The 22,476-nt window shown below is 66.0% G+C and carries 17 protein-coding genes; 9 read left to right on the forward strand and 8 right to left on the reverse strand.

Annotated elements, in window-relative coordinates:
* The first annotated feature begins 121 nt into the window (after positions 1–121).
* Complete coding sequence (locus tag ACSQ3Y_RS05705) at positions 122–1,693, forward strand: hypothetical protein (RefSeq protein ID WP_436176689.1); 1,572 nt, start codon at positions 122–124, stop codon at positions 1,691–1,693.
* A gap of 165 nt (positions 1,694–1,858) precedes the next feature.
* Positions 1,859–2,404 carry a hypothetical protein gene (locus ACSQ3Y_RS05710; protein ID WP_436176690.1) on the forward strand — a complete coding sequence of 182 codons (546 nt, stop codon included), beginning with the start codon at positions 1,859–1,861 and terminating at the stop codon, positions 2,402–2,404.
* Positions 2,405–2,459: 55 nt separating this feature from the next.
* Here the strand turns inward: ACSQ3Y_RS05710 and ACSQ3Y_RS05715 are convergent, their stop codons facing one another.
* The 8 genes from ACSQ3Y_RS05715 to ACSQ3Y_RS05750 are packed head-to-tail and all read right to left on the reverse strand — an operon-like array spanning position 2,460 to position 11,830.
* Positions 2,460–3,353, reverse strand: a complete 894-nt coding sequence (locus ACSQ3Y_RS05715) for a 3-keto-5-aminohexanoate cleavage protein (protein ID WP_436176691.1) — start codon at positions 3,351–3,353, stop codon at positions 2,460–2,462.
* Positions 3,354–3,364: 11 nt separating this feature from the next.
* Positions 3,365–4,531, reverse strand: coding sequence for an acyl-CoA dehydrogenase family protein (locus ACSQ3Y_RS05720; protein WP_436176692.1), 1,167 nt, complete (start codon positions 4,529–4,531; stop codon positions 3,365–3,367).
* A gap of 4 nt (positions 4,532–4,535) precedes the next feature.
* Positions 4,536–6,521 carry a biotin carboxylase N-terminal domain-containing protein gene (locus tag ACSQ3Y_RS05725; RefSeq protein ID WP_436180088.1) on the reverse strand — a complete coding sequence of 662 codons (1,986 nt, stop codon included), beginning with the start codon at positions 6,519–6,521 and terminating at the stop codon, positions 4,536–4,538.
* Positions 6,511–7,326 (reverse strand): enoyl-CoA hydratase/isomerase family protein, encoded by an 816-nt coding sequence (locus ACSQ3Y_RS05730; protein WP_436176693.1) that lies wholly within the window; start codon positions 7,324–7,326, stop codon positions 6,511–6,513. The genes ACSQ3Y_RS05725 and ACSQ3Y_RS05730 overlap by 11 nt, the downstream gene beginning before the upstream one ends.
* A gap of 14 nt (positions 7,327–7,340) precedes the next feature.
* Complete coding sequence (locus tag ACSQ3Y_RS05735; protein WP_436176694.1) at positions 7,341–8,522, reverse strand: acyl-CoA dehydrogenase family protein; 1,182 nt, start codon at positions 8,520–8,522, stop codon at positions 7,341–7,343.
* A 54-nt stretch (positions 8,523–8,576) separates the two neighbouring features.
* On the reverse strand, positions 8,577–10,190 hold the full coding sequence (locus ACSQ3Y_RS05740) for an acyl-CoA carboxylase subunit beta (protein WP_436176695.1): 1,614 nt from the start codon (positions 10,188–10,190) through the stop codon (positions 8,577–8,579).
* The gene (locus ACSQ3Y_RS05745; RefSeq protein ID WP_436176696.1) at positions 10,187–11,098 is read right to left on the reverse strand and encodes an SDR family oxidoreductase; all 912 of its coding nucleotides are present in this window, start codon (positions 11,096–11,098) and stop codon (positions 10,187–10,189) included. Before ACSQ3Y_RS05745 ends, ACSQ3Y_RS05740 begins: the two co-directional genes overlap by 4 nt.
* A gap of 3 nt (positions 11,099–11,101) precedes the next feature.
* Positions 11,102–11,830, reverse strand: a complete 729-nt coding sequence (locus ACSQ3Y_RS05750; RefSeq protein WP_436176697.1) for a TetR family transcriptional regulator — start codon at positions 11,828–11,830, stop codon at positions 11,102–11,104.
* A gap of 313 nt (positions 11,831–12,143) precedes the next feature.
* On the opposite strand from ACSQ3Y_RS05750, the gene ACSQ3Y_RS05755 reads away from it, so the two are divergent.
* The 7 genes from ACSQ3Y_RS05755 (at position 12,144) to ACSQ3Y_RS05785 (ending at position 22,421) form a co-directional block, all read left to right on the forward strand.
* Complete coding sequence (locus ACSQ3Y_RS05755) at positions 12,144–13,253, forward strand: carboxypeptidase regulatory-like domain-containing protein (protein ID WP_057266349.1); 1,110 nt, start codon at positions 12,144–12,146, stop codon at positions 13,251–13,253.
* A gap of 736 nt (positions 13,254–13,989) precedes the next feature.
* Positions 13,990–15,306, forward strand: coding sequence for a M12 family metallo-peptidase (locus tag ACSQ3Y_RS05760; protein WP_436176698.1), 1,317 nt, complete (start codon positions 13,990–13,992; stop codon positions 15,304–15,306).
* Between the two features lie 166 nt (positions 15,307–15,472).
* On the forward strand, positions 15,473–16,081 hold the full coding sequence (locus tag ACSQ3Y_RS05765) for a hypothetical protein (protein ID WP_057266348.1): 609 nt from the start codon (positions 15,473–15,475) through the stop codon (positions 16,079–16,081).
* Complete coding sequence (locus ACSQ3Y_RS05770) at positions 16,078–17,838, forward strand: type I secretion system permease/ATPase (RefSeq protein ID WP_428002561.1); 1,761 nt, start codon at positions 16,078–16,080, stop codon at positions 17,836–17,838. Before ACSQ3Y_RS05765 ends, ACSQ3Y_RS05770 begins: the two co-directional genes overlap by 4 nt.
* A 19-nt stretch (positions 17,839–17,857) precedes the next feature.
* On the forward strand, positions 17,858–19,612 hold the full coding sequence (locus ACSQ3Y_RS05775; RefSeq protein ID WP_436176699.1) for a type I secretion system permease/ATPase: 1,755 nt from the start codon (positions 17,858–17,860) through the stop codon (positions 19,610–19,612).
* A gap of 57 nt (positions 19,613–19,669) precedes the next feature.
* Positions 19,670–21,031, forward strand: coding sequence for an HlyD family type I secretion periplasmic adaptor subunit (locus tag ACSQ3Y_RS05780; protein ID WP_057266345.1), 1,362 nt, complete (start codon positions 19,670–19,672; stop codon positions 21,029–21,031).
* A gap of 4 nt (positions 21,032–21,035) precedes the next feature.
* A complete protein-coding gene (locus ACSQ3Y_RS05785; RefSeq protein ID WP_436176700.1) occupies positions 21,036–22,421 on the forward strand; it encodes a TolC family outer membrane protein in 1,386 nt (461 codons plus the stop codon).
* Positions 22,422–22,476: the final 55 nt, after the last annotated feature.

Genomic DNA, 22,476 nt, shown 5'->3' on the forward strand with positions numbered 1-22,476 from the left:
GGGCCCTGGGCCCGGTGCCGCATATATGCCCCTCCTTTCAACGCAACGCGCCGTCGCGGACATTGCCTTACGGGCGGTGTGCCCGGATTGCGGGCAATGCCCTGGAAAGGAAATGTGCAGCATGGGACGTCATCTCGTATCGGGTGTAGATGCGCAAAACCAGGCGGTAACGGTCATGGCCGAAACGGCATTGGCCGCTGGCGACTATGCCAAGCTGGGAACGGGTGGGTTTGTGCGGCGCGCCGCCGACGGTGTGCCGCTGGCCTTGCAAAACTCTGCCAGCGGCGTGACTGCGCTGGTGCCACCAGCGGCTGTGGAGGCCAGCGGTACCGCATGGGGGCGCAGCGGTTTCAATGCGCAGATGTTCCGCTCGATAGTCGCCCTGGACAATGGCAATTTTGCGGTGGTGTATAGCGGAAACGGCTCCCAGTCGGACACGGGGGTCAACCTGCGTATCTACGGCCCCCTCCGAGTGCCTTTGTCATCTCGGGTGGTGGTGGCGGCGGCGACGGGGGTTGTGGGAACTCGGCTTGCGCGGGCAGGCGCCGACAACATTGCCGTGTTGTGGGTCGAGGGTGCAACGCTCAAGCTGGCAATCCATTCGGCGGCCACCGGGGCAGTCGTGGCACCCGAGGTGACTGTCGCCCCTCTGGCGAACAGCGATATATCCACTTGGAACGTTGCCACCTTGAACGGGGGTGACGTCGTGTTGGCCTATGGCAAGAGCGGGTCCAATGATTTCGCTTTCAAACGCTTCAACGCGGCAGGTTTGCTGCAGGGCGCTGAGGTCGTGGTGGAAGCGGGGTCATCGTCCACGCACGTCGGTGTACTGGCACTGGCGTCGGGCGGCTTTGTACTGCACTACTACAGGTACGCGGCCGCGACTGCCTACAAGTTTGTACGCTTTGCGGCCAATGGCACGCAGCAAGGGGAACTGAATACGTTGGCAACGGGTTCCCCCAATCGTTCGGTGAGTCCCGCCGAGCGCAATGCCATGGAATTGAGCAATGGCAATCTGGTCTTTGTTGATCCTGCTATCAATACCAGCGCGGCGGTGCGCTTGTACGACGCTATTGGCAATTTTCTCTCTACGCTATTGGTGGCCACAGGTGCTGCGGGGATGCCGAACGCGGTGTGCATCTGCCCCCGCCAGTTTGGCGGCTTCTGGCTGGCGGTGGGAGGGCAGTTGTACGAGTACGACAATGCGGGGGCCAGCCTGCGGCAGTCCGTGGCGGCCGGTTTTGCACCGTTCATGCTGATTGACCGTGCGGGCAATGGGCCGGTCATGGTTTCGCATCTGGTCGGCGGCGGGTTCACCGTCGTGCTGAGCAGTTGGAGTGCCGACCTGTCGACCGTCGAAAACACGCTCACCTTGAGCACATCCAGTTCATACCCTCTGTCGTATGCCTGGACCGAAGTCCTGTCCAACGGGATGCTTGGGAGTGTGGTGTGCGGGCAACCATCCACCGGCGCGGCAACGATCCATCTATCCGTTCCCCAAGCCGCCTCCATTCTTGGCATTGCCCAGGAGACCATTGCTGCGGGCACGGTGGTGCGTGTCGCGACTACCGGGAAGTTTCTCTCGACGCAGTCGTTCAGCGGCCCGGCCTTCGACAGGCGAACTGCCGTTCCCCCCGGAACGCGTGGTGTAGCGGTTGGCAATTCGGCCATCCTGGGAGGGTTGGCGGGTTAGGTCAGGGTGGGGGCGGCATGCGGCATCTGCAAAAGCCCCATCTCCAAGGGTTGGGGCGACTACGCGGAGGAATGTCCATTGCCCAAATTGGCGAGCAATGTTTTCTTGTAACCGCCGGCACATAGGCCCTATGCTTTGCGCATTTCACCAAATTGGGAGCTGTTTGTGGCCGTTGTCCTCTCTGCCGAACTCGAAGTCAGCATTCTGAACCGTGCGTTCAACGACCAGTCCCCTTCGAGCACGACTTTCTACCAGCAGAAGATGGCTGCTGGTGCCACGCCGCAAAGCTGGGAGGCCTACGCCTTCCAGTTCGGCGCCAACTACCAGCACCTGACGACGGGGGCCCTGGCGCTGAAGATCGTGACCAACATGGGTATGTCGTACGACGTTGGCCTGCAAGGCGCGTTGGTCTCTTACCTCGACGCCATAGGCAAGGAGAATGTGGGCATCGTGGCCGTGCAACTGGGCCATGCCCTGCTCGGCCTGGAAAACGCCACCGGCGACCTGGCCGTCTACAACGCCCCCGCCGCGGCATGGGCCAAGGAGATCGCAGAGGCCTACATGTACTCGACCAACTCGGCCAACGGCGTCCCTTCGCCCAAGGGTGCGCCTGCAGGCGCCGCAGCCTGGAGTTCGGCGGCGGAGCACCAGCCGATCGACGCAGCCATCGTGCAGTTGGTGGGCGTCGACGCCGGTGCTTTGCTGGTCTGAGGACGGCACATCGCTGCCGGGCCGCTGGCCTAAGGCCGTGGGCAGCCGGCCCACGTCAAGCAGTGGTCGTCGCTTGCAAGCCCAGTAGCTCCCGCGCCTCCTGCGGCGACGCCACGCTGCGCCCTGCATTGCGTGCCGCCTGGGCCAGTTGCGCGATCAGCGGCCCGTTCGAGGTGGCCTTGCTGCCATCGGGTAAATAGAACGTGTCCTCCAGCCCCGTGCGCAAGTGGCCGCCCAGCTCGGCCACACGCTGGTGCACCGGCCATATCTCCTGCCGACCGATCACGGTGGCCTGCCAGGGCGCATCCTTGATCTTGAGCTTGAGCAATATGGGCAGCAGGTCCGGGTCTGCCGGCATGCCCGATTCGACCCCCATCACGAAGTTGTATTCGGGCAGGCGCTCGGTGTACATGCCGGTCTGCACATACATCTCCACGCAGCGCACGATGCCCACGTCGAAGCATTCGAACTCGGGCAGGGTGCCTGTCTCCAGCATCACATCGATGAAGTCTTTCACCTTGGCGGGCTGGTTGTCGAAGAGCATGGGTGGCCAGGCCCAGGTGCCGTTGCTGCGCACTTTCAGGTAGTTGAGCGAGCCGGCGTTGCAGGCGGCCATCTCGGGCCGGGTGGCGCGCAGGCAGTCCAGCGGGCCCTGGTAGTGCGGGCCCACCACGCCGGTGGTCTGGTTGATGATGAGGCCGGGGCATTCCTCGCGCATGGCCTGCACGCAGTCGCGGGCAACCTGTGGGTCCCAAGAGGGCAGGTGGCCCTTGCCGGCCTCCTGCTGGCGAAAATGCACGTGCACCACGGCGGCGCCGGCATCCACCGCGCGGCGCGCCTCGCGCGCCAGTTGCTCGGGCGTCACAGGCACGTGGTGCTGCATGGGGTCGGTCAGCACGCCGGTGATGGCGCAGGTGATGATGGCTTTGTCGGAGCGGGTCGTCGTCATGGTTGGGGTCCTCAGATTCCGAGCTGGCGGGCCGCCAGGTCCTTCATGATTTCCTCGGCACCGCCGCCGATCATCATGACCTTGACCTCGCGGTAGATGCGTTCGCTGACGGTGCCGCGCATGTAGCCCATGCCGCCCAGTATCTGCACGGCCTGGTCGGCGCAGAACTGCATGGTTTGCGTGGCGTGGTTCTTGAGCATGCAGACCTGGGCCACCCATTCGGCGCCGGTGTGGCCCGCATCGGCCTGCGCAGCCACCGATTCGAGCCAGGCGGCAGTGGAGTGAATGCGCATCTGCATGTCCACCAGCTTGTGGCGTATCACCTGGCGCGCCACCAGCGGCGCGCCAAAGGTTTTGCGCTGGCGCGCCCAGGCCAAAGCCTCGTCGTAGCAAGCCTCGGCAAAGCCCAGGGCCGATGCGGCGAGGCCAAAGCGCTCGGCGTTGAAGTTGCCCATGATCATGCGAAACCCGTCGCCCTCGGCCCCCAGCAGGTAGCGTGCTGGCACGCGCACGTTGTCAAAGCGCAGGTGCGCGGTGTCGGAGCACAGCCAGCCCATCTTGGCCAGGGCGCTGCGCGACAGGCCGGCACTATCGCCGGGCAGCAGCAGCATCGATATGCCGCCGCTGCCCCGGCTGCCGGCCTCGCCCGTGCGCACCGCCACGGTGATCCAGTCGGCGCGCATGCCCGAGGTGATGAACACCTTTTCGCCATTGACCACGTACTCATCGCCCTCGCGCCGCGCGGTGGTGGCCAGTTGCGCCACGTCGGAACCACCGCCCGGCTCGGTGATGGCCAGCGCCGCAATGCGCTCGCCCGCCAGCACGGACGGGATCACTTCGTTGCGCACGGCATCGCTGCCATGCGCCAGCACGGGGGGCAGCCCGATGTTGTGCGAGAGCAGGCTGGCCAGCACGCCCCCGCTGGTGCCATAGCGGCACAGGGCCTGCCACAGCGGCAGGCGCAGCGCATAGCTGGCGGGTGTGCCGCCGTACTGCTCGGGGTAGCCCAGGCCCAGCAGGCCGAGGTCTCCCGCGCGGCGGTATAGCGTGCGGGGGAATTCACCCGCCGCGTCCCAGGCGTCCACATGCGGGGCGATCTCGGTGCGGGCAAAGCGCGTGACTGTGCCGGTCAGCGCGGCGCGGTCTGCGCGCAGCTCGTCAGCCGTCGGGACACGCATGGTCTCAAGCCTCCTGCGTTGCAAAACGCGCCAGCACCTGGCCTGGCGCCACCTGCTGGCCCGGCGCCACCAGCAGCTCTGCCACCGTGGCTGCCGTGGGGCAGGCCAGGCTGTGTTCGAGCTTCATGGATTCGAGCACCACCACCGTGGCACCTGCCTGCAAGGCCTCGCCAGCAGACACGGGCACTGCCACCACGCGCCCGTTGAAGGGGGCTCGCAGTTCGTTGGCACCGCCTGCCGCGCCTGCGCGTGCGGCGGGTTCCCAAGAGGCATCTTCCACCCAGCCATCCACACCACCAGCTTGCCAGTGCCACCGGTGCGGGCCCACCGCCGCCATGCGCACGGTGTGTGCCACGCCCTCCACGGCGCATTGCACGCGCCCGTCGGGCAGCGGCGTGAGGTGCATGCCGACGGATTCCGGCCCAGTACCTGGTTGTTCAACGCGCAGCTTTCCAGGGCCCAATTCACGCACGGCCAGCGGCAGCACCTCGCCCTGGTGGCGCAGCCGCATGGGGCGCGCAAAGCTGCAGGGCAGGGTGGTAGTGCGGGGCGGGAACAAGGCGGCCATGGCGCTGGGCAACAAGGCGGCCTGTGCCTGCAGGCGCAGTGCGGCGCGCAGTGCATCGCCCTCGTGCGCGAGAAAGGGCACGCGTGCCTGCCCGGCGCGGAACTGCGGGTGGCCCAGGCACGCTGCCAGAAAGGCGCGGTTGCTGGGCAACCCGAGCAGCGCGGTTCCCTCCAACGCACGCACCAGTGCATCGATGGCTTCGCCGCGCGTGGCGGCATGCACGATGAGCTTGCCCAGCATGGCGTCGTAGTGGGGCGTGACCTCGGTGCCTTCCTCCAGCGCATGGTCAAAGCGCAACCCGCCCAGGAGCGCACGTTCGAAAGAGGTGGCCGACGGCGCGGCGAAGTGCAGCACGCGCCCGGTGTGAGGCGTGAAGTGCGCGTCTTCCGCGCACAACCGCACTTCGATGGCGTGGCCCTGCAGTGCCACCTGGTGCTGCGCCAGCGGCAACGGCTCGCCACGTGCCACGCGGATCTGCCACTCCACCAGGTCCAGGCCCGTGAGCGCCTCGGTCACGGGGTGCTCCACCTGCAGGCGGGTGTTCATCTCCATCAGGTAGAAGCTGCCTTGCTGGTCTGAATCGTCGAGCAGAAACTCAACGGTGCCGGCACCCACGTACCCTGCCGCCTGGGCCAGCGCCACAGCACAGGCGCCCATGCGCTCACGCAGGGCCATGTCCACAGCGGGGCTCGGCGATTCTTCGATCAGTTTCTGGTGGCGCCGTTGCACCGAGCAATCGCGCTCGCCCAGGTGGATGCAGTGGCCCTGCGCATCGGCAAACACCTGCACCTCCACATGGCGCGGATTGAGCAGTGCGCGCTCGATCAGCAGGTCGCCATTGCCAAAGCCCGCCAGCGCTTCGGAGCGTGCGCTGGCCAGGGCTGTGGGCAACTGGGCGGCGTCGACCACCAGCCGCATGCCGCGCCCGCCGCCACCGGCCACGGCCTTCACCATCAGGGGAAAGCCGATGCGCGCGGCTTCGGTAGCAAAGCGCTCGTCGCTCTGGTCGTCCCCCGCGTAGCCCGGCAGGCAGGGCACGCCCTGCGCCTGGGCCAGCGCCTTGGCGCCAGCCTTGCTGCCCAGCGCGCGTATGGCGCCGGCCGATGGGCCAATCCAGACCAGGCCCGCATCGGCAACAGCCTGCGCGAACTCTGCGTTCTCGCTGAGAAAGCCATAGCCCGGGTGAACGGCGTCCGCACCGGTGGCTCGTGCTGCCGCCAGCAGCTTGTCGATGCGCAGGTAGCTGTCGGCACTGGCGCTGCCGCCCAGCGCCACGGCTTGCGTGGCCTCGCGCACATGCAGGGCATGGGCATCGGGCTCGGAGTACACGGCCACGGTGGCGATGCCCATGGCGTGTGCGGTGTGTGTGATGCGCCTGGCGATCTCTCCGCGATTGGCAATCAGTATTTTTTCATGCCGCAGGGTTCCAGGGTGGTGCCTTGCGGGCCGTGAAGGCGGCCAGGCCCTGCGGGGCCTCCGGTCCGCGCAAGGCGCGGGCAAACAGGTGGGCGGCATCGTCGAGCAGGGCGGGCAGCGGCAGGGCGCTCTGCACCTGCAGCAGCAGGTGCTTTGTGGCCGCAATGGCCTGGGGTGCGGTGGTGGCCAGGCGCTGCACGGCGGCCTGCACAGCGCCATCCATCGCGCCCTCGATGACTTCATCTACCAGACCCGCCTGCTGTGCGGCGGCCGCCCCGCTGCGTACGCCCGACAGCAGCCAGCGCCGGGCCGCCGCAGGCCCGAGCCTCCGCACCACGAAGGGCGCAATCTGAGCGGGCACCAACCCCAGGGTGACTTCAGGCGCACCGAACTGGGCGCCCGCATCCGCCAGCACCAGGTCGCCGCAGCAGGCGAGGCCCAGGCCGCCGCCCATGGCCGCACCTTCTACGGCCACCACCAGCCACTGGGGCAGGTCGCACAGCGCCTGCAGCAGGTTGCCGAAGCGGCGGTTGAGTGGCACCAGCGGGTCGGGCACGCCGGCATCGAGCGGCTGGCCGATGGCCTTGGCAAAGCCGCCCAGGCTGCCGCCTGCGCAGAAATGCCCGCCTGCGCCGCGCAGCACCACGCCGCGCAGTGCGGTGTCGCTCTGGGCGTGTGTGCAGGCGTTCAGCAGGGCGTCCACCAGGGCATCGGTCAGCGCATTGCGGCTGGCCGGGTCGTTCAGGGTCCAGGTCTCGCAAAAAAGGCCGGCACCCAGCGGCGCGCGGTCGATCAACAGGGCGTCGTGCATGCTTGGGCCTGCGCTCAGTGGGCCATGGGCCGCTTGGCAATGCCCATGGTCTTGGCCAAAATGCCCAGCATCACCTCGTCGGCCCCGCCGCCGATGGAGGCCAGGCGCCCGTCACGGTACATGCGCGAGACCTTGTTCTCCAGGGTGAAGCCCATGCCGCCCCAGAACTGCAGGCAGGTGTCGGGCACCTCGCGGTTCAGCCGGCCGGCCTTGAGCTTTGCCATGGAGGCGAGCTCCAGCACGTCCTGCCCGCCCACGTAGAGCTCGCAGGCGCGGTAGGTGAGGGCGCGCAGGGCCTCCACCTCGGTCTTGAGCTCGGCCAGCTTGAACTGCACCCACTGCTGGTCGGCCAGCGCGCCGCCAAAGAGCTTGCGCTCCTGCGCCCACTCGATGGTCCAGCCAATGCAGTTGTTCAGCGCTTCCAGCGTGCTGGAGGCGCACCACAGGCGCTCTTCCTGGAACTGCTGCATCTGGTAGATGAAGCCCTGGCCCTCGGCGCCAATGCAGTAGCGCTGCGGCACGCGCACCTCGTCGAAGTAGAGCAGCCCCGTGTCGCTGCTGTGCATGCCGATCTTGCGGATCTTCTGTGCCACCTCCACGCCCTTGGTGAGCTGGCCGCCAGGGCCGTCGCGCAGGGGCACCATCACCAGGCTCTTGTTGCGGTGCACAGGGCCTTCGCCGGTGTTGACCAGCATGCACATCCAGTCGGCCTGCAGGCTGTTGGTGATCCACATCTTCTGGCCGCTGATCACATAGTCGTCACCATCCTTGCGCGCCGTGGTCTTGATGCCCGATACATCGCTGCCGGCAGCAGGCTCGCTCACGCCGATGCAGCCCACCGTGTCGCCCGCAATGGCAGGGGCCAGAAAGTCGCGCTTGAGCTCCTCGCTGCCGTGGCGCGCCAGTGCCGGGGTGCACATGTCGGTCTGCACACCGATGGCCATGGGCACACCGCCGCAGTGCACGTGGCCCAGCGTCTCGGCCATGGCCACAGAGTAGGAGTAGTCCAGGCCCGAGCCGCCGTATTCCTCGGGCTTGCACAGGCCCAGCAGGCCGAGCTTGCCCATCTTCTTGAAGACCTCGTGCGCAGGGAAGATCTCGGCCGCCTCCCACTCGTCCACATGGGGGTTGATCTCCTCGTCGATGAAGCGCTTGAGGGTCTTCTGGATCTCGCGGTGCTCGTGCGTGAACTGCATGGTTTGTCTCCGTTGATTTTTGTGTGGACCAGTGCAAAAAAGGGGGATGGGTGTCTACATGCGTGCGACCCCAAACTGCATGGGATGAAGGCTGCGCGCCTGTGCGTCGGCGCAGGTGGCCAGGCACAGGGCCAGCACGGCGCGCGTGTCGCGCGGGTCGATCACGCCATCGTCCAGCAGCAGGCCGCTGGTGTAGAAGGCATCGGCCTGGGCCTCGAACATGGCCACGATCTTGTCGAACTGGGCCTGCGACTCGGCCGGGTCGGGTGTGATGCCTTTGCGCGCCAGCGCTGCTTCGGTCACGATCTGCATGGTGCGTGCGGCCTGCTCGCCGCCCATCACGGCCGTCTTGGCGCCAGGCCAGCTGAACAGGAAGCGCGGCGCATAGCCGCGCCCGCACATGCCGTAGTTGCCAGCGCCGAAGCTGGCGCCGCACTGGATGGTGATCTGCGGCACCGTGGCGTTGGCCACGGCCTGGATCATCTTGCTGCCGTGCTTGATCATGCCGCCCTGTTCGCTGTCCTTGCCCACCATGAAGCCGGTGGTGTTCTGCAGGTAGACGATGGGGTGGCCCAGCTGGCACATCCACTGTATGAAGTGCGCCGCCTTGTTGGCGCCGGCCACGTCGATGGGCCCGTTGTTGGTGATGAAGCCCACGGGGCGGCCGTCGATGCGCGCCTGGGCGCAGACGGTGGCCATGCCGTACCGCGCCTTGAATTCAAGCAGCTCGGAGCCATCGACGAGGCGCGCGATCACCTCGCGCATGTCCACGGGCTGGCGCAGGTCGTCGGGCATCAGGGCCAGCAGGTCATCAGCAGCCAGCGTCGGGCCTGGGGCCGCAGACGTTGAAGCAGGGTTCGCCCATCCCGATGCCTCGACGATGGCGCGCGCCATGCCAATGGCCTCGCGGTCATCCAGTGCCAGGTACTCGCCCAGGCCCGAGATGCTGGTGTGCATCTCGGCACCGCCCAGCTCCTCCTCGGTGGCGATCTCTCCCGTGGCAGCCTTGAGCAACGGCGGCCCGGCCAGGAAGGCGCGCGAGCGGCCCCGCACCATGATCACCACGTCCGACAGGCCGGGCATGTAGGCCCCACCTGCCGTTCCCGAGCCATGCTGCACGGTGATCACCGGGATGCCGGCTGCCGACAGCCGTGCCAGGTTGCGAAACAGGCTGCCGCCATGCACGAAGCCCTCGACCCGGTAACGCATGAGGTTGGCCCCCGCGCTTTCGACCAGGTGCACGAAGGGCAGGCGACTCTGTAGCGCGATCTCCTGCACCCGCAGGATCTTGTCGAGCCCCATGGGCTGGATGGCGCCCGCCTCGATGCCCGAGTCGCTGGCCACCACCATGCAGCGCACACCCGACACCATGCCGATGCCGGCGAGGATGCCGCCGCCAGGAACGGACTTGGACGGGTCTTTCGTGTCCTGCAGGTAGCCTGCCAGCGTGGCCAAGGGCAGCCAGGGCGTGCCCGCATCGAGCAGCAGCGCCACGCGCTGGCGCGGCAGCAACTGGCCGCGTTTCTCGAACTGCGGCAGCGAGCGGGCCGAGGCGGCCGCAGCGCGGTCTTCGAGGGCGCGCAGGGCGTCCAGGCGCGCCAGTTGGGCGCTGCGCCGCCGCTGCACGTCGGGAGCGGAGGCATTGAACCGCGAGGCGAAAGCCGTCATGGCGCTGCCTCCGGGGGCTGTTGCTGCTGCTCTGCAAACACGCGCGGCACTTGCGCGCGGTGAAAGCCCTCGAATGGCCGCACGGCGGGCCGCCGCTGCGTTGCCACATCGGGCACTTGCATGGGCCAGCCCAGGCGCGCTTGGGGCCGTGCGCCATCGACGCGCAAGGTGGTGCCGCTGATGAAGCTGGCCGCAGGGCTGAGCAAAAAGACGATGGCTGCCGAGACCTCGGCTTCGGTGCCGAAGCGCCCCTGGGGTACGGTATGGCGCATGGCGCGCAGCATGTCGGCAGCGGCGGGCGGGTAGTTGTCCATGCCGCTCGATGCGATGTAGCCGGGCGCCACCGCGTTCACGCGCACACCGCTTGCGGCCCATTCAAGGGCGGCGGTTTCGGTGAAGCTGACCATGCCGGCGCGCGCTGCGCCGCTGTGCCCCATGCCCGGCATGGAGCCCCACATGTCGGCCACGATGTTGACGATGCTGCCGCCCTGGGCCTGCATCCACTGCCGGTGGCACTCGCGCGCCATCAGGAAGCCGCCGGTGAGGTTGGTGTTCAGCACCGCCTCCCAGCCCTTGGCGGAGATGCTTGCCAGCGGCGCCATGAACTGGCCGCCCGCGTTGTTCACCAGCGCATCGATGCGGCCATGCTCCGCCAGGGCCTGCTGCACCACGATGGCCACGGCCTCTTCGGAGCGGATGTCGCAGGCATGCCAGGAGGCCCGCCCGCCGTCCGCCGTGATCTCGGCCTGCACCGCCTGCAGCTTGTCGGCCTTGCGCCCGACCAGCACCACCTGCGCACCCAGCCGCGCCAGCTCGTGCGCCGTGCAGCGGCCTATGCCCGAGCCGCCGCCGGTGACGATCACCACCTGCCCCACGAGCAGTCCTGGTGCGAACACGCTCTGGTACATGGCTCATGCCTCCCGTATGAACAATGCGAGCGCTTCGCCGGTCAACTCGTCCAGCGACTTGCCACCCTTGGGGGCAAACCACTGCACGGCCCAGTTCAGTGCGCCAAAAAGGAACAGGCGTGCCACTGGGGGGGCGGCCTGCAGTGCGCCCAGCCGGGACAGCGCTTCAAGCGTGGGCATCCAGGCGGCCTCGTAGGCGTCCTTGACGCGGGCGATCCCCTTGCGCTGCGCGGGCGTCAGCGACCGCCATTCGTACAGCATCACCGGGATGAAACCACTGCGCGGCCCAAGCAATATCTCGAAATGGTGGCGGATCAGCACCTGCAACTGCTCGCGGGGTGTGGCACCGGGCGGCAGGGCGGCCAGCGCCTGCTGCTGGCTTTGCAGGGCCATGACCATGCCTTCGTTCATGACCGCATGGAGCAGGGCACCCTTGCTCTCGAAGTGGTAGAACGGCGAGCCGCTGTGCATGCCCGCCGCCGCAGCGATGTCGCGCGTGGTGGTGGCCGCAAAGCCCTTGGTCAGGAACAGCTTGGCCGCGCCGTCCATGAGCTTGCGGCGGCGGTTGCCGTCATCCACTTCTTCGGCGGTCTTGCGCGGGCGGCCGCGCGGGCGCCGGGGTTCCTCTGCCACCCCGACGGCGGTTTTGCGGATGCGGGCGGCAGGTGTGGGCGGGGCTTCAGGGGGGCGGGGGGGCGAGGGACGTTTGCGCCGGACAGCGGGGGTTTCCATGCTCTGCACGATAGCAAAACACTTTATTTTTAGCAAGCAAGTGCTTTGTAAAAATAACGGATCAGGTTGTTGGCGTTCGTGGTTCCGGTGTATGGACAGAGTGCACGGACGACGCCCACAAAATTGTTCCCAATCGTTGATTCATCCATCAAGTTGAAACAGGCCGCGCTGCAAAAATGGCGGTTTTTGCGAAATCTGTCACGCTTTGTCGGTTTAATGTTCGTAAAAGTGTTCTTTTGCGCATTGGCGGTGATTTGGCACGGCGGCAGTTATCTCCTACGCTCCGCGATCCATTCAACGAGAGGCAGGTTTCATGAACACATACGGCATTGCCCGCTGGGCGCGTTGCGCAGTGGTCGCCGCGTCCGCCGCCCTGGCGCTTGGTGCGCAGGCACAGGTCATCGATTTCTCCGGCACGCGTGGCGCGGGCGTCAACCAGACGGACGTGCTGCTGGAAAACCTGCGCCTGCTGGTGCCGGTTCCCAACCCGCAACAGCCGGGTACCACGACCACGGTGGAATCCAACTACAACATCCTGTTCCGCTTCGACCCTGCCACCTTGCACCTGGTGCCGGTGGGCCTGCAGCAGACCGGCGGGTCGGGCTCGGTGCAGTGCGCCACGGCCCAGGTGACGGTGTTCGATGCGCTGCGGGGCGCGAACCAGCCCCTGGCCAATGCGTCGGTGACGCTGGGCACGCGCTCGGCCACCACCAATGCACAGGGCGTGGCCTCTTTCGCGGGGCTGGCGCAAGGCTTCTTCACCGTGACCACTACGGCGCCCAACTACTCACCCGCCAACCAGACGGTGCTGCTCAACTGCTCCGCCCCCAACCAGGTGGCAGTGGCCCTGTCGCCGGCCAGCGGCAGCGCGGGCGGGCTGGCTGCCGGCCAGTTCCGCACCATCCTGACCTGGGGTGAGAACCCGCGCGACCTGGATTCGCACCTGACGGGCCCTGCTGCAAGCGCCAATTCGCGCTGGCATGTGTACTTTGGCGCCAAGACATCCGGCGACATGTGCGCGCTCGATGTGGATGACATCTCGTCCTATGGCCCGGAAACGGTGACCTGCCCGCCCACGGCCAGCGCAGCCAGCGCGCTGCGCCCGGGCGTCTACCGCTATTCGGTGCACCACTATGCGGGCTCTGGCAACCTCGGCACGTCGAATGCCAACGTGCGGCTGGAGCTTTCCAATGGCCAGGCCTACACCTTCACGCCGCCAGCAGCACCCTATACCGGCTCCAACAATGTCTGGACGGTTTATGAGCTGACGGTGCTGGCCGATGGGTCGGTGGGCGTGGCGCCGGTCAATTCGGTGATGGCGAACGTATCGTCGAGCAGCGTGGCCCGCGAACTGCCGATTGCCGAAGGCACCGGCCTGGGCCAGGCGGAGAGCCCTTCGGTGTTCCGGAACCTGGCGAAATAACTGCGCAGGCAGACGCCGCAAGGCGCTTGAAGTGTCCGCGTCCTGCCCAATTCGAGCCCCGGCACCCAAGGTGCCGGGGCTTTTTGCATTGCGTCGCGATTGTCTGAGGGGTGACAGATTGTTCTTCGCAACCATGTGGCTCTTCGCCAGGTTTGCAATGCTTTTGATAGCGATGGAGGCAATTTCGGCGAAGTCTTCCAGCAATTTGGCCCTGCTTTTGAGCCCTATGGGTTAGCCTGGCTCACAATCCGCAGTGCCCGTTTAACAGAGACATTTGCAGGGTTAATGCGGCGGCACGCTGGCCACGGTGATAACGTAAGCGCATGAATACACCGAACCAAACCCCTACGCCTTCGCCCTCCGGTCTGGACCCCCAAAAGGTACGCGCAGATCTGGAGAACCTGTTTCGCCAGGCTGTGCCGCAGCCGGGCAAGCCTTCTGCCGACAAGCCCGCAGGCAAGTAAGGCACCGAAAACCGCATTCACGCCGCCCATCCGCCTTGCGGATGGGCGGCGTTTGCTTTGGTGGTCTGCACTCCGGTGGGTGATAACTTCGCTGCACCACCGGATGGTGATCATTGGTTTTCTGTATCAACGGCGTGTGGGCGCCGGTGATACAGTGGTGCAGCGATTCACCCTGCGGCCAGATCCTGCCTTTTCACACTGACTTGCAGCCTGCTTCACGGCGGGCTGGGGCGGTTTTGGAAGGAGATGACCACACGCAAGAAAGCCCCGCCATGGCCACCGTCTCCGATCTCCAGCGCATCGTGTACTCCGGCAATCCGCAGGCCGATGCCCTGCTGGACAACCCGTCGCCGTGGAACTTCTTCCCCGATGGCCGCAAGGTGCTTTACTACACGTTTGACGCAAGCCCCGGCAGCGTGGCGGCTTCCGATGCGGGGCGTCCGATCACGGCATTCAACACAGCGCAGCAGCAGGCCACCCGGCAGATACTGCAGCATGCGGCGGCGGTCACGGGCATCGTGTTCACCGAGGTGGGCAGCTCGGCCCAGGCGGACCTCCATTTTGTTGCGACGAATATCCCGGGGGCATCGACGGCGGGATTGGCATCGACGTTCTACAACTACAGCTACAACGGCAGCCAGACGCTGACCCAGCTGAATGCGGAGTCGGTGGTGTACCTGGACAACGTGGAGCATGCCGGCATCAACAACCAGCCCACGGCGGGCGGTGCCGGCTACGAGGTGCTGCTGCACGAGGTAGGGCATGCGCTGGGGCTGGCGCACCCGTTCGACTCCTCGCGGCCGTTGCCATCGGCGCAGGACAACACCAACAACACCGTCATGTCGTACACACGTGCTGGCCCCTACAAGACCACGTTCCAGGCATTTGATCTACTGGCGCTGGACTGGATCTACGGGCGCGATGGCCTGGGCGGGACCTGGGGCATGAATTCCACGAACGGCCCGACGCTGAACTTCGCCAGCCAGCCCAGTGGTACTGCGGGGCCGGACGTGTTTACCAGCACGCAGGCCAGCGAGACATTCAACGGTGCGGGAGGTGTAGACACCTTGGTGGCCCACGGCGCGCGCAGCGGCTACTCGCTCACCCGCAAGGATGGTGGCTGGCAACTGGTGGATGGCACTGCGGGCCGCGATGGTACGGACACCTTGGTGCAGATCGAGCGCGTGCGCTTTTCGGACCGCTCGGTGGCGCTGGACCTGGATGGCGCGGCGGGCACGACGGCGCGCCTGCTGGGGGCGCTGGTCGGTCCGGCAGGGTTGGGCAGCCGCGAACTTGTGGGGGCGGTGCTCGGTGTGGTGGATTCGGGCACGTCGCAGCTGCAACTGGCGCAACTGGGCCTGAATGCGGTGCTGGGTGCTTCGGCAACGCCGGAGCAGGTGGTGGTACTGCTGTTCGGCAACGTGGTGGGGGCGTCGGCCGACGCCGCCACGGTGCAGTCGCTGGCCGGCCTGATCAGATCGGGTACCTACACCAATGCCTCGTTCACGGTGGCAGTGGCCAACCTGGACATCAATGCGACCCATATCGACCTGGTAGGGCTGAGCACACGGGGGCTCGACTACGTCTGACCACGCCGGGCGCTCGATGCCCTGACGCTGGGTTTTTCTCCGCCCAGGGTGGCGTGTGCCTGGGCTGCATCTTCTATTGACTGTGATTCAGGTCACTCCGGCGCGGCGAGTGCCTTTGGTTGGGGGAGAAAAATTCATATAGGAACTGCTACACTCCGCTTCCTATATGAATTCCCTCCTGCGCATTCCGCTCAACGCCACGCCCGACCAGGTGGGGCGGCTGCGTGCATTGCAGACGGGATTTGCCAATGTCTGCAATGCGCTGGCACCGGTCGTGCAGCAGACGCGGGTGTGGAATCGGGTGGCGCTGCATCACCTGACGTACAGGCAGTTGCGCGAGCAGTTTCCCGAGATGGGATCGCAAATGGTGTGCAACGCCATCTACTCGGTGTCCCGCACCGGGCGCCTGATTTTTCAGCACCCCGCCAGTCCCTTCAATCTGGCGCGCCTGGGCGACAAGCCGCTGCCCCTGCTGCAATTCGCAGACACCTGCCCGGTGTATTTCGACCGCCACACCTTGAGCGTCAAGGGCGGGCAGCTGTCCATGTTCACGCTGGATGGACGCATGCGCTTCGAGTTGGCGCTGCGTCCGGAGGACGAGGCGAGCTTTCACGAACGCAAGCTGCGCGAGATCGTCCTGTCGCAGCGGGCCGACGGTGTCTATGAACTGTCCTTTTTGCTGGGCAGCGAGTCCGACGGCGCTGCACCAGCGCCCGACCAGGCCCTGCCCGACGGCGAGATCCCCGAATACATCATGGTCCACGAGACAGTATGAAACCCAACCTTCCTCCCTCTGAACTGCGTCAGGCGATTTCCTCGCTGAGGCCCTTTTTCGTGCGCTCCGGCTGGTTCAGCGTCTTCTCCAGTCTGCTGGTGCTGGCGCCTTCTGTGTACATGCTGGAAGTCTATGACCGGGTGGTGAACACGCGCAACCACCTTACGCTGGTGATGCTCACGCTGCTGGTGCTGGGGGCCTACGTGCTGATGGAGGTGCTGGAATGGGCGCGCAGTGAGGTGATGCGCTCTGCCAGCGTAGAGCTCGACCACCGCATGAGCGGGCGTGTCTTCGGCGCCATCTTCGAAGCCAGCCTCAAGCGCCTGCCCGGGGGGTCTCAGCAGCCGCTCAATGACTTCCGTATGGTGCGCGACTTCCTGTACTCGCCAGCACTGCTGGCCGTGATGGAAGCACCCATCGCGCTGGTGATGATGGTGCTCCTGTTCATGATCAGCCCGGTGCTGGGCTGGGCGGCGCTCGCCTTCGGGGTATTGCAGGTGATCGTGGCCTGGTTCAACGAACGTGCCACCAAGCCGCCGCTGATGCAGGCCAATGGCAGCTCGATTGCTGCGCAGCAATACGCCGACGGCGCACTGCGCAATGCCGAGGTGATCGAGTCCATGGGCATGCTGCGCGACACGCACAAGCGCTGGCAGAACAAGCAGCGTGATTTCCTGCGCCTGCAGGCGCTGGCATCGGAGCGCGCAGGCGGCTTTCAGGCGCTCTCCAAGTTCGTGCAGAACACCTTGAGTTCGCTGCTGCTGGGGCTGGGTGCCTGGCTGCTTTTGCGCAACGAACTCAATGGCGGCGCGGGGATGATGATCGTCGCGTCCATCCTGGGCGGGCGCATGCTGGCCCCTTTGGTCCAGGTGGTGACGCAGTGGCAGACGGTCGTGAACGTGCGGGATGCCTGGATGCGGTTGGACCAGTTGCTGACAGCCCTGCCTGCTGCTTCAGTGAACATGGCCCTGCCTGCGCCTCGGGGCGCGCTCCAGGTCGAGCAACTGATTGCATCGGCGCCTGGCAACCCTGCCCATATCCTGCGTGGAGTGGCGTTCGCATTGAATCCCGGCGAAGTTCTGGTGGTGGTGGGGCCATCGGCCTCGGGCAAGACCACGCTGGCCCGCTTGCTGGTGGGCTTGTGGCCTGCGGCCGGGGGCAAGGTGCGGCTCGATGGCGCTGACGTGTACACCTGGAACAAGGCGGAACTGGGCCCGTACATGGGCTATCTGCCCCAAGGCGTGGAACTGTTCGAGGGCACGTTGGCCGAGAACATCGCCCGGTTTGGCAAGGTCGATATGGTCAAGGTGGAAGCTGCCGCCCGCGCGGTCGGCCTGCACGAGTTCATCCTTTCCCTGCCGCACGGCTACGACAACCCCGTGGGCTCTGATGGTGCCCGGTTATCGGGTGGCCAGCGCCAGCGTGTGGGGCTGGCCCGCGCACTGTACGACGACCCGGTGTTCGTGGTGCTGGACGAACCCAATTCCAGTCTCGACGAACAGGGCGATGCGGCGCTGGCGCAGGCCATCCAGGCGGCCAAGGCGCGCGGCACCACCTTCGTCATCATGACCCACCGCACCAGCGTGCTGGCCGTGGCCGACAAGATGCTGGTGCTGCGCGACGGGCTGCAGCAGGTCTTCGGACCGCGCGACGAGGTCATTGCTGCCTTGAACCAGGCTGCACAACAGCAGGCCCAGCCGGCACAAGCACGGCAGGCAACGCCGCAAGGTTCGGCGCCTGCGCTGGCTGCATCCTGATATCCACGCGAGTCCATTCATGAAGAAAACTGGTTTTTTCCACCGCAGCGAGCTCACCGAGGCGCTGTGGACCTTCCGGCGGGAGTTCATCGTGGTTGGCATCTTCAGCATGGTGGCCAATGTGCTCATGCTGGCGCCCACCATGTACATGCTGCAGGTCTTTGACCGCGTCATGTCCAGCCGCAGCGAGCTGACCTTGATCGTCATGTCGCTCATCACGCTGTTCTTTTTCATCGTGATGGCGTTTGCCGAGTGGATGCGATCGCGCGTGCTCGTGCATGCCGGCCTGCGCCTGGATGGGGTGCTCAGCACCCGCGTCTTCAACGCCAGTTTCGAGGCCCGCCTGAGCCAGACCGGGGCCTCGGTGGTGCGCGCATTCACCGACCTCATCCAGATCCGCCAGTTCCTCACGGGCAATGGCATTTTGGCGTTCTTCGACATTCCGTGGGCTCCTATCTACCTGGCCGTGCTGTTCTTTCTGCACCCCGTGCTGGGCTATGCGGCACTGGTCTTCGCCGCGATCCAGGGTGCGTTGGCATGGTTTGGCCACCGCCACACCGTAGCGCCATCGGAAGCCGCATCCAAGGCCACATCGGAGTCGGGTGCCTATCTGCAAAGCAAGCTGCGCAATGCGGAGGCGCTGGAGTCCATGGGCATGGTGCACAACCTGCGCCCCCACTGGGCCAAGCGCCATGCCAAGGCTCTGGAGCTGCATGGCCAAGCCCAGGCGCTCACGCACCGTATCAGTGCCTGGAGCAAGCTCATCCGCTACAGCCAGCAGTCGCTTGCACTCGGTATTGGCGCTTTGCTGGTGATTGACGGCCAGCTGTCGCCAGGGGGCATGATTGCCGCCAACGTGCTCATGGGGCGTGCACTGGCGCCTATCGACATGCTGGTCAGCACCTGGCGCAGCTTCATCGGTGCGCGCAGCGCTTTCGAGCGCCTGGAGGATCTGCTGCGCACACACCCCGAGCGTGATGCGGCACTGTCTCGTGTTGCGCCCAAGGGGGATGTTGTGGTGCGCGGGCTGGTGGCAACGGCCCCCGGTCGGCCGCTGCCCATTCTCAAGGGCGTGAGTACGGCAGCCCCAGCGGGAACGGTGACCGTGGTCCTGGGCCCTTCGGGGTCGGGCAAGTCCACCCTGGCGCGCTGCCTGATGGGCATCTGGCCCGGTGCGTCGGGTGAGGTGCTGCTCGATAGGTTGCCCATCGATGGCTGGGACCGCATGGAGCTGGGGCCGTACCTGGGCTACCTGCCGCAGGACATCGAGCTCTTCGAGGGCTCCATTGCCGAGAATATTGCGCGCTTCGGGCAGGTCGATCCCGAAAGAGTCATTGCCGCAGCGCGCAGCGCGGGCCTGCACGAAATGATCCTGCGCTTTCCCAAGGGCTATGACACGCCCATCGGCGAGGCGGGCAATCTCCTCTCCGGCGGCCAGCGCCAACGCGTGGGCCTGGCGCGGGCCATGTATGGCGACCCGGTGATGGTGGTGCTCGATGAACCCAACGCCAATCTGGACGACGTGGGCGAAGCCGCCCTGGTTCGCGCGGTGCAGGAACTCAAGTCCAAGGGGTGCACGGTATTCCTGATCACGCACCGGCCCGGGATCCTGGCCGTTGCAGACCGGCTGCTGGTCCTTCAGGACGGCGCGGTGGTGGCCGACGGGCCGCGTGACGCGGTGCTGGACGCCCTGCGCGCGGGCCATGCTGCCGCCGCTGCGCAGCCTTCGCCTCCGGCTGCGACCTCGGGCGGGCTGCAGCCCGTGCCCGCATGAGCGCGGCGCCAACGCTGCACTTCGTTTTATTGATGCCTCTTTCTGTCGGATACTGACATGGTCAAATCATTGTTTCCTTTGAATAAGAAGCCGGATCCATCGCTGGACGGCAACGACGCCGTGGCGCTTCCCGCAGCCGGGGACTCCGGCCGTGCCGGGCGCATGGGCTTGTGGGCGCTGGCCATCGGTTTTGGCGGGTTCCTGCTGTGGGCATCTCTGGCACCGCTGGACGAAGGGGTGCCGGCTGCCGGTATCGTTGCCATCGATACCAAGCGCAAGGCGGTACAGCACCTGAGTGGCGGCATCGTCAAGGAGGTGCTGGTGCGCGAAGGCGATGAGGTGAAGGAAGGCCAGTTGCTGATCCGCCTGGACTCGGCCGTGGCGCGGGCCAACTACGAGTCCGTGCGCCAACGCTACCTGGGACTGCGCGCCATGCAGGGGCGCCTGCTCGCAGAGCAGGGCGGCCTGGCCAGTATCAGCTTCCATGCCGACCTGCAGGCCGCAGGCTCCGACCCGCTGATCCGCCAGCAGATGCAGAACCAGGAACAGCTGTTCATGACGCGGCGCAGCCTGCTGCGTTCCGACCTGCAATCCATTGAGGAAAGCATCCAGGGCCAGGAAGGCCTGCTGCAGGCCTATGACGGCATGCTGGCCAGTCGCAAGAGCCAGTTGTCGCTGATCAATGAAGAGTTGGGCAATCTGCGTGGCCTAGTCAAGGAAGGCTATGCACCACGCAACCGCCAGCTGGAGATGGAGCGCATGGTCGCCGACTCCACGACGGGGATTGCCGATCTTCAGGGCAATACCATCCGTGCGCGCCGCACCATTGGTGAGTTGCGCCAGCGCGCCCTGTCGCGCCAGCAGGAATACCGCAAGGAAGTCGAAAGCAGTCTGGCTGAAGTGAGCCGCGAAGTGCTCTCGGACAATGAAAAGCTGCATGCCGTCACCGACGACCTGGGGCGCACCGAGATCAAGGCACCAGCCTCTGGCCAGGTGGTGAGTCTGGCCATCCAGACCGTGGGCGGTGTGATTGCACCCGGGCAAAAGCTCATGGACATCGTGCCCAAGGATGCCTCGCTGCTGCTGGAGGCGCACGTGGCCCCGCACCTGATTGACCGCGTGCATTCCGAGCTGCCGGTGGATGTGCGGTTCTCGTCCTTTGCCCACTCGCCCCAGTTGGTTGTGAACGGCAAGGTGGTGTCCATCTCCGCCGACCTGCTGGCCGAACCGCAGACCAATGTGAGCTACTACCTGGCGCGCATCCAGGTGACGCCGGAAGGCATGAAGAAGCTGGGCAAGCGCCAGTTGCAGCCCGGCATGCCCGTGGAGGTCATCTTCAAGACCGGCGAACGCTCGATGCTGACCTACCTGCTGCACCCGCTGACCAAGCGGCTGGCGGCGTCCATGACCGAGGAGTGATGCAATGACTTTGCAATATGCCATCCTGCCTGCGGGCTGCGCCCGGCGCGGATATGCATCCCGCCTGACCTGCATGGCCGCTGCCGTGGCCGGGCTGCTGGCGGCAGCGCCCGCCTGGTCCATCGACCTGCGCCAGGCCTATGAGGCCGCGCTGGCCAACGATGCGACCATCCGCTCCTCGCGTGCCGCGGCCGATGCCAACCGCGAACAACTGCCCCAGGCGAAGGCGCAGCGGCTGCCCAACGTTTCTTTCTCTGCGGGCCGCAACAAGAACGACCTCACCAGCGAAACCCAGAACATTCTGGGTCAGCCGGTCACAACAGATAACAAGTACTACAGCGGCAACCAGGGGCTGACCATTCGCCAGCCGCTGTACCGCCCGTTCATCGGCGCGCTGGTCAAGCAGGCCGAGGCGGTGGTGAAGGATGCAGATGCCACGCTGGAAAGCGCCGAGCAGAGTCTCGTGGTGCGTGTGGGCGAAGCCTATTTCGAAGCCCTGCTGGCCGAGGAGCAACTCGCTCTTGTCAGCTCGCAGAAAAGCACCTACACCACCCAGCTCGATGCGGCCAAGAAGGGCTTTGCGGCAGGCAGTGGCACGCGCACCGACATCGACGAGGCCCAGGCCCGGCTGGACCTGACCTATGCGCAGGAGCTGGAAGTCCAGCAGAACGTGGAGTTCACCCGCCGCAAGCTGGAGACCATCACGGGGCAGCCGCTGGGAACCCTAGCGCGGCTGGATCTGGCGCGTTTCACGCCAGGGGCGCCCACCCCCAGCCTGGTGGAAGACTGGATTGCCCGTGCTGAGCAGGCCAGCCCTGATGTGAAGGCCCTGCGAGCGCGGCTGGAGGCTGCGACCTTCGAGATCGACAAGGCCAAGGCCGGGCACAAGCCTACACTGGATGCGGTGGCGCAGTGGTCGCGCAACAGCAGCGACAGCGTGACCAACGTGAATTCGCGCTATGACAACAAGTCCATAGGCTTGCAACTGACCGTTCCGATCTATTCCGGTGGCTATGTCAACTCCACGGTGCGCCAGGCGGTCGCCAGTGCAGAGCGGGCCCGTGAGCTGCTGGAGGCCACGCGCCTGGACCTGAGCGTGCGGGTGCACCGCGAATTCCGCGGCATGACCGAGGGCGTACTGCGCATCAGTGCCCTGGAGCAGGCCGTGCGCTCGGCCGAGCAGGCCGTGCTGTCCAACCAGATGTCGTTCAAGGCCGGCGCCCGCACCACGCTCGACGTGCTGAACGCCGAGCAGCAAAAGACCACGGCGCTGCGCGATCTGGCCCAGGCCCGCTATCTGTACGTGGCCTCCCGCCTGCGTCTGCAATCCCTGGCGGGGGACGAGCGTGCGGCCAGCGTATCGGAAATCAATGCCTGGCTGGCCCTCTGACCCGCAGCCGTAGCCCCGCAAATGCCTCGCTTGCCTGCCTTCCCTGGCGAGTGGG

Origin of the sequence: Acidovorax sp. LjRoot66, assembly GCF_964253305.1 — a bacterium.
GTDB lineage: Bacteria > Pseudomonadota > Gammaproteobacteria > Burkholderiales > Burkholderiaceae_C > Acidovorax.

Bases quoted from the DNA above. Each gene is read 5' to 3' on its own strand.
- ACSQ3Y_RS05705 (WP_436176689.1), top strand. From the start codon at position 122: ATGGGACGTCATCTCGTATCGGGTGTAGATGCGCAAAACCAGGCGGTA.
- ACSQ3Y_RS05715 (WP_436176691.1), bottom strand. From the start codon at position 3,353: ATGACGACGACCCGCTCCGACAAAGCCATCATCACCTGCGCCATCACC.
- ACSQ3Y_RS05720 (WP_436176692.1), bottom strand. From the start codon at position 4,531: ATGCGTGTCCCGACGGCTGACGAGCTGCGCGCAGACCGCGCCGCGCTG.
- ACSQ3Y_RS05730 (WP_436176693.1), bottom strand. From the start codon at position 7,326: ATGCACGACGCCCTGTTGATCGACCGCGCGCCGCTGGGTGCCGGCCTT.
- ACSQ3Y_RS05735 (WP_436176694.1), bottom strand. From the start codon at position 8,522: ATGCAGTTCACGCACGAGCACCGCGAGATCCAGAAGACCCTCAAGCGC.
- ACSQ3Y_RS05740 (WP_436176695.1), bottom strand. From the start codon at position 10,190: ATGACGGCTTTCGCCTCGCGGTTCAATGCCTCCGCTCCCGACGTGCAG.
- ACSQ3Y_RS05745 (WP_436176696.1), bottom strand. From the start codon at position 11,098: ATGTACCAGAGCGTGTTCGCACCAGGACTGCTCGTGGGGCAGGTGGTG.
- ACSQ3Y_RS05750 (WP_436176697.1), bottom strand. From the start codon at position 11,830: ATGGAAACCCCCGCTGTCCGGCGCAAACGTCCCTCGCCCCCCCGCCCC.
- ACSQ3Y_RS05755 (WP_057266349.1), top strand. From the start codon at position 12,144: ATGAACACATACGGCATTGCCCGCTGGGCGCGTTGCGCAGTGGTCGCC.
- ACSQ3Y_RS05760 (WP_436176698.1), top strand. From the start codon at position 13,990: ATGGCCACCGTCTCCGATCTCCAGCGCATCGTGTACTCCGGCAATCCG.
- ACSQ3Y_RS05765 (WP_057266348.1), top strand. From the start codon at position 15,473: ATGAATTCCCTCCTGCGCATTCCGCTCAACGCCACGCCCGACCAGGTG.
- ACSQ3Y_RS05770 (WP_428002561.1), top strand. From the start codon at position 16,078: ATGAAACCCAACCTTCCTCCCTCTGAACTGCGTCAGGCGATTTCCTCG.
- ACSQ3Y_RS05775 (WP_436176699.1), top strand. From the start codon at position 17,858: ATGAAGAAAACTGGTTTTTTCCACCGCAGCGAGCTCACCGAGGCGCTG.
- ACSQ3Y_RS05780 (WP_057266345.1), top strand. From the start codon at position 19,670: ATGGTCAAATCATTGTTTCCTTTGAATAAGAAGCCGGATCCATCGCTG.
- ACSQ3Y_RS05785 (WP_436176700.1), top strand. From the start codon at position 21,036: ATGACTTTGCAATATGCCATCCTGCCTGCGGGCTGCGCCCGGCGCGGA.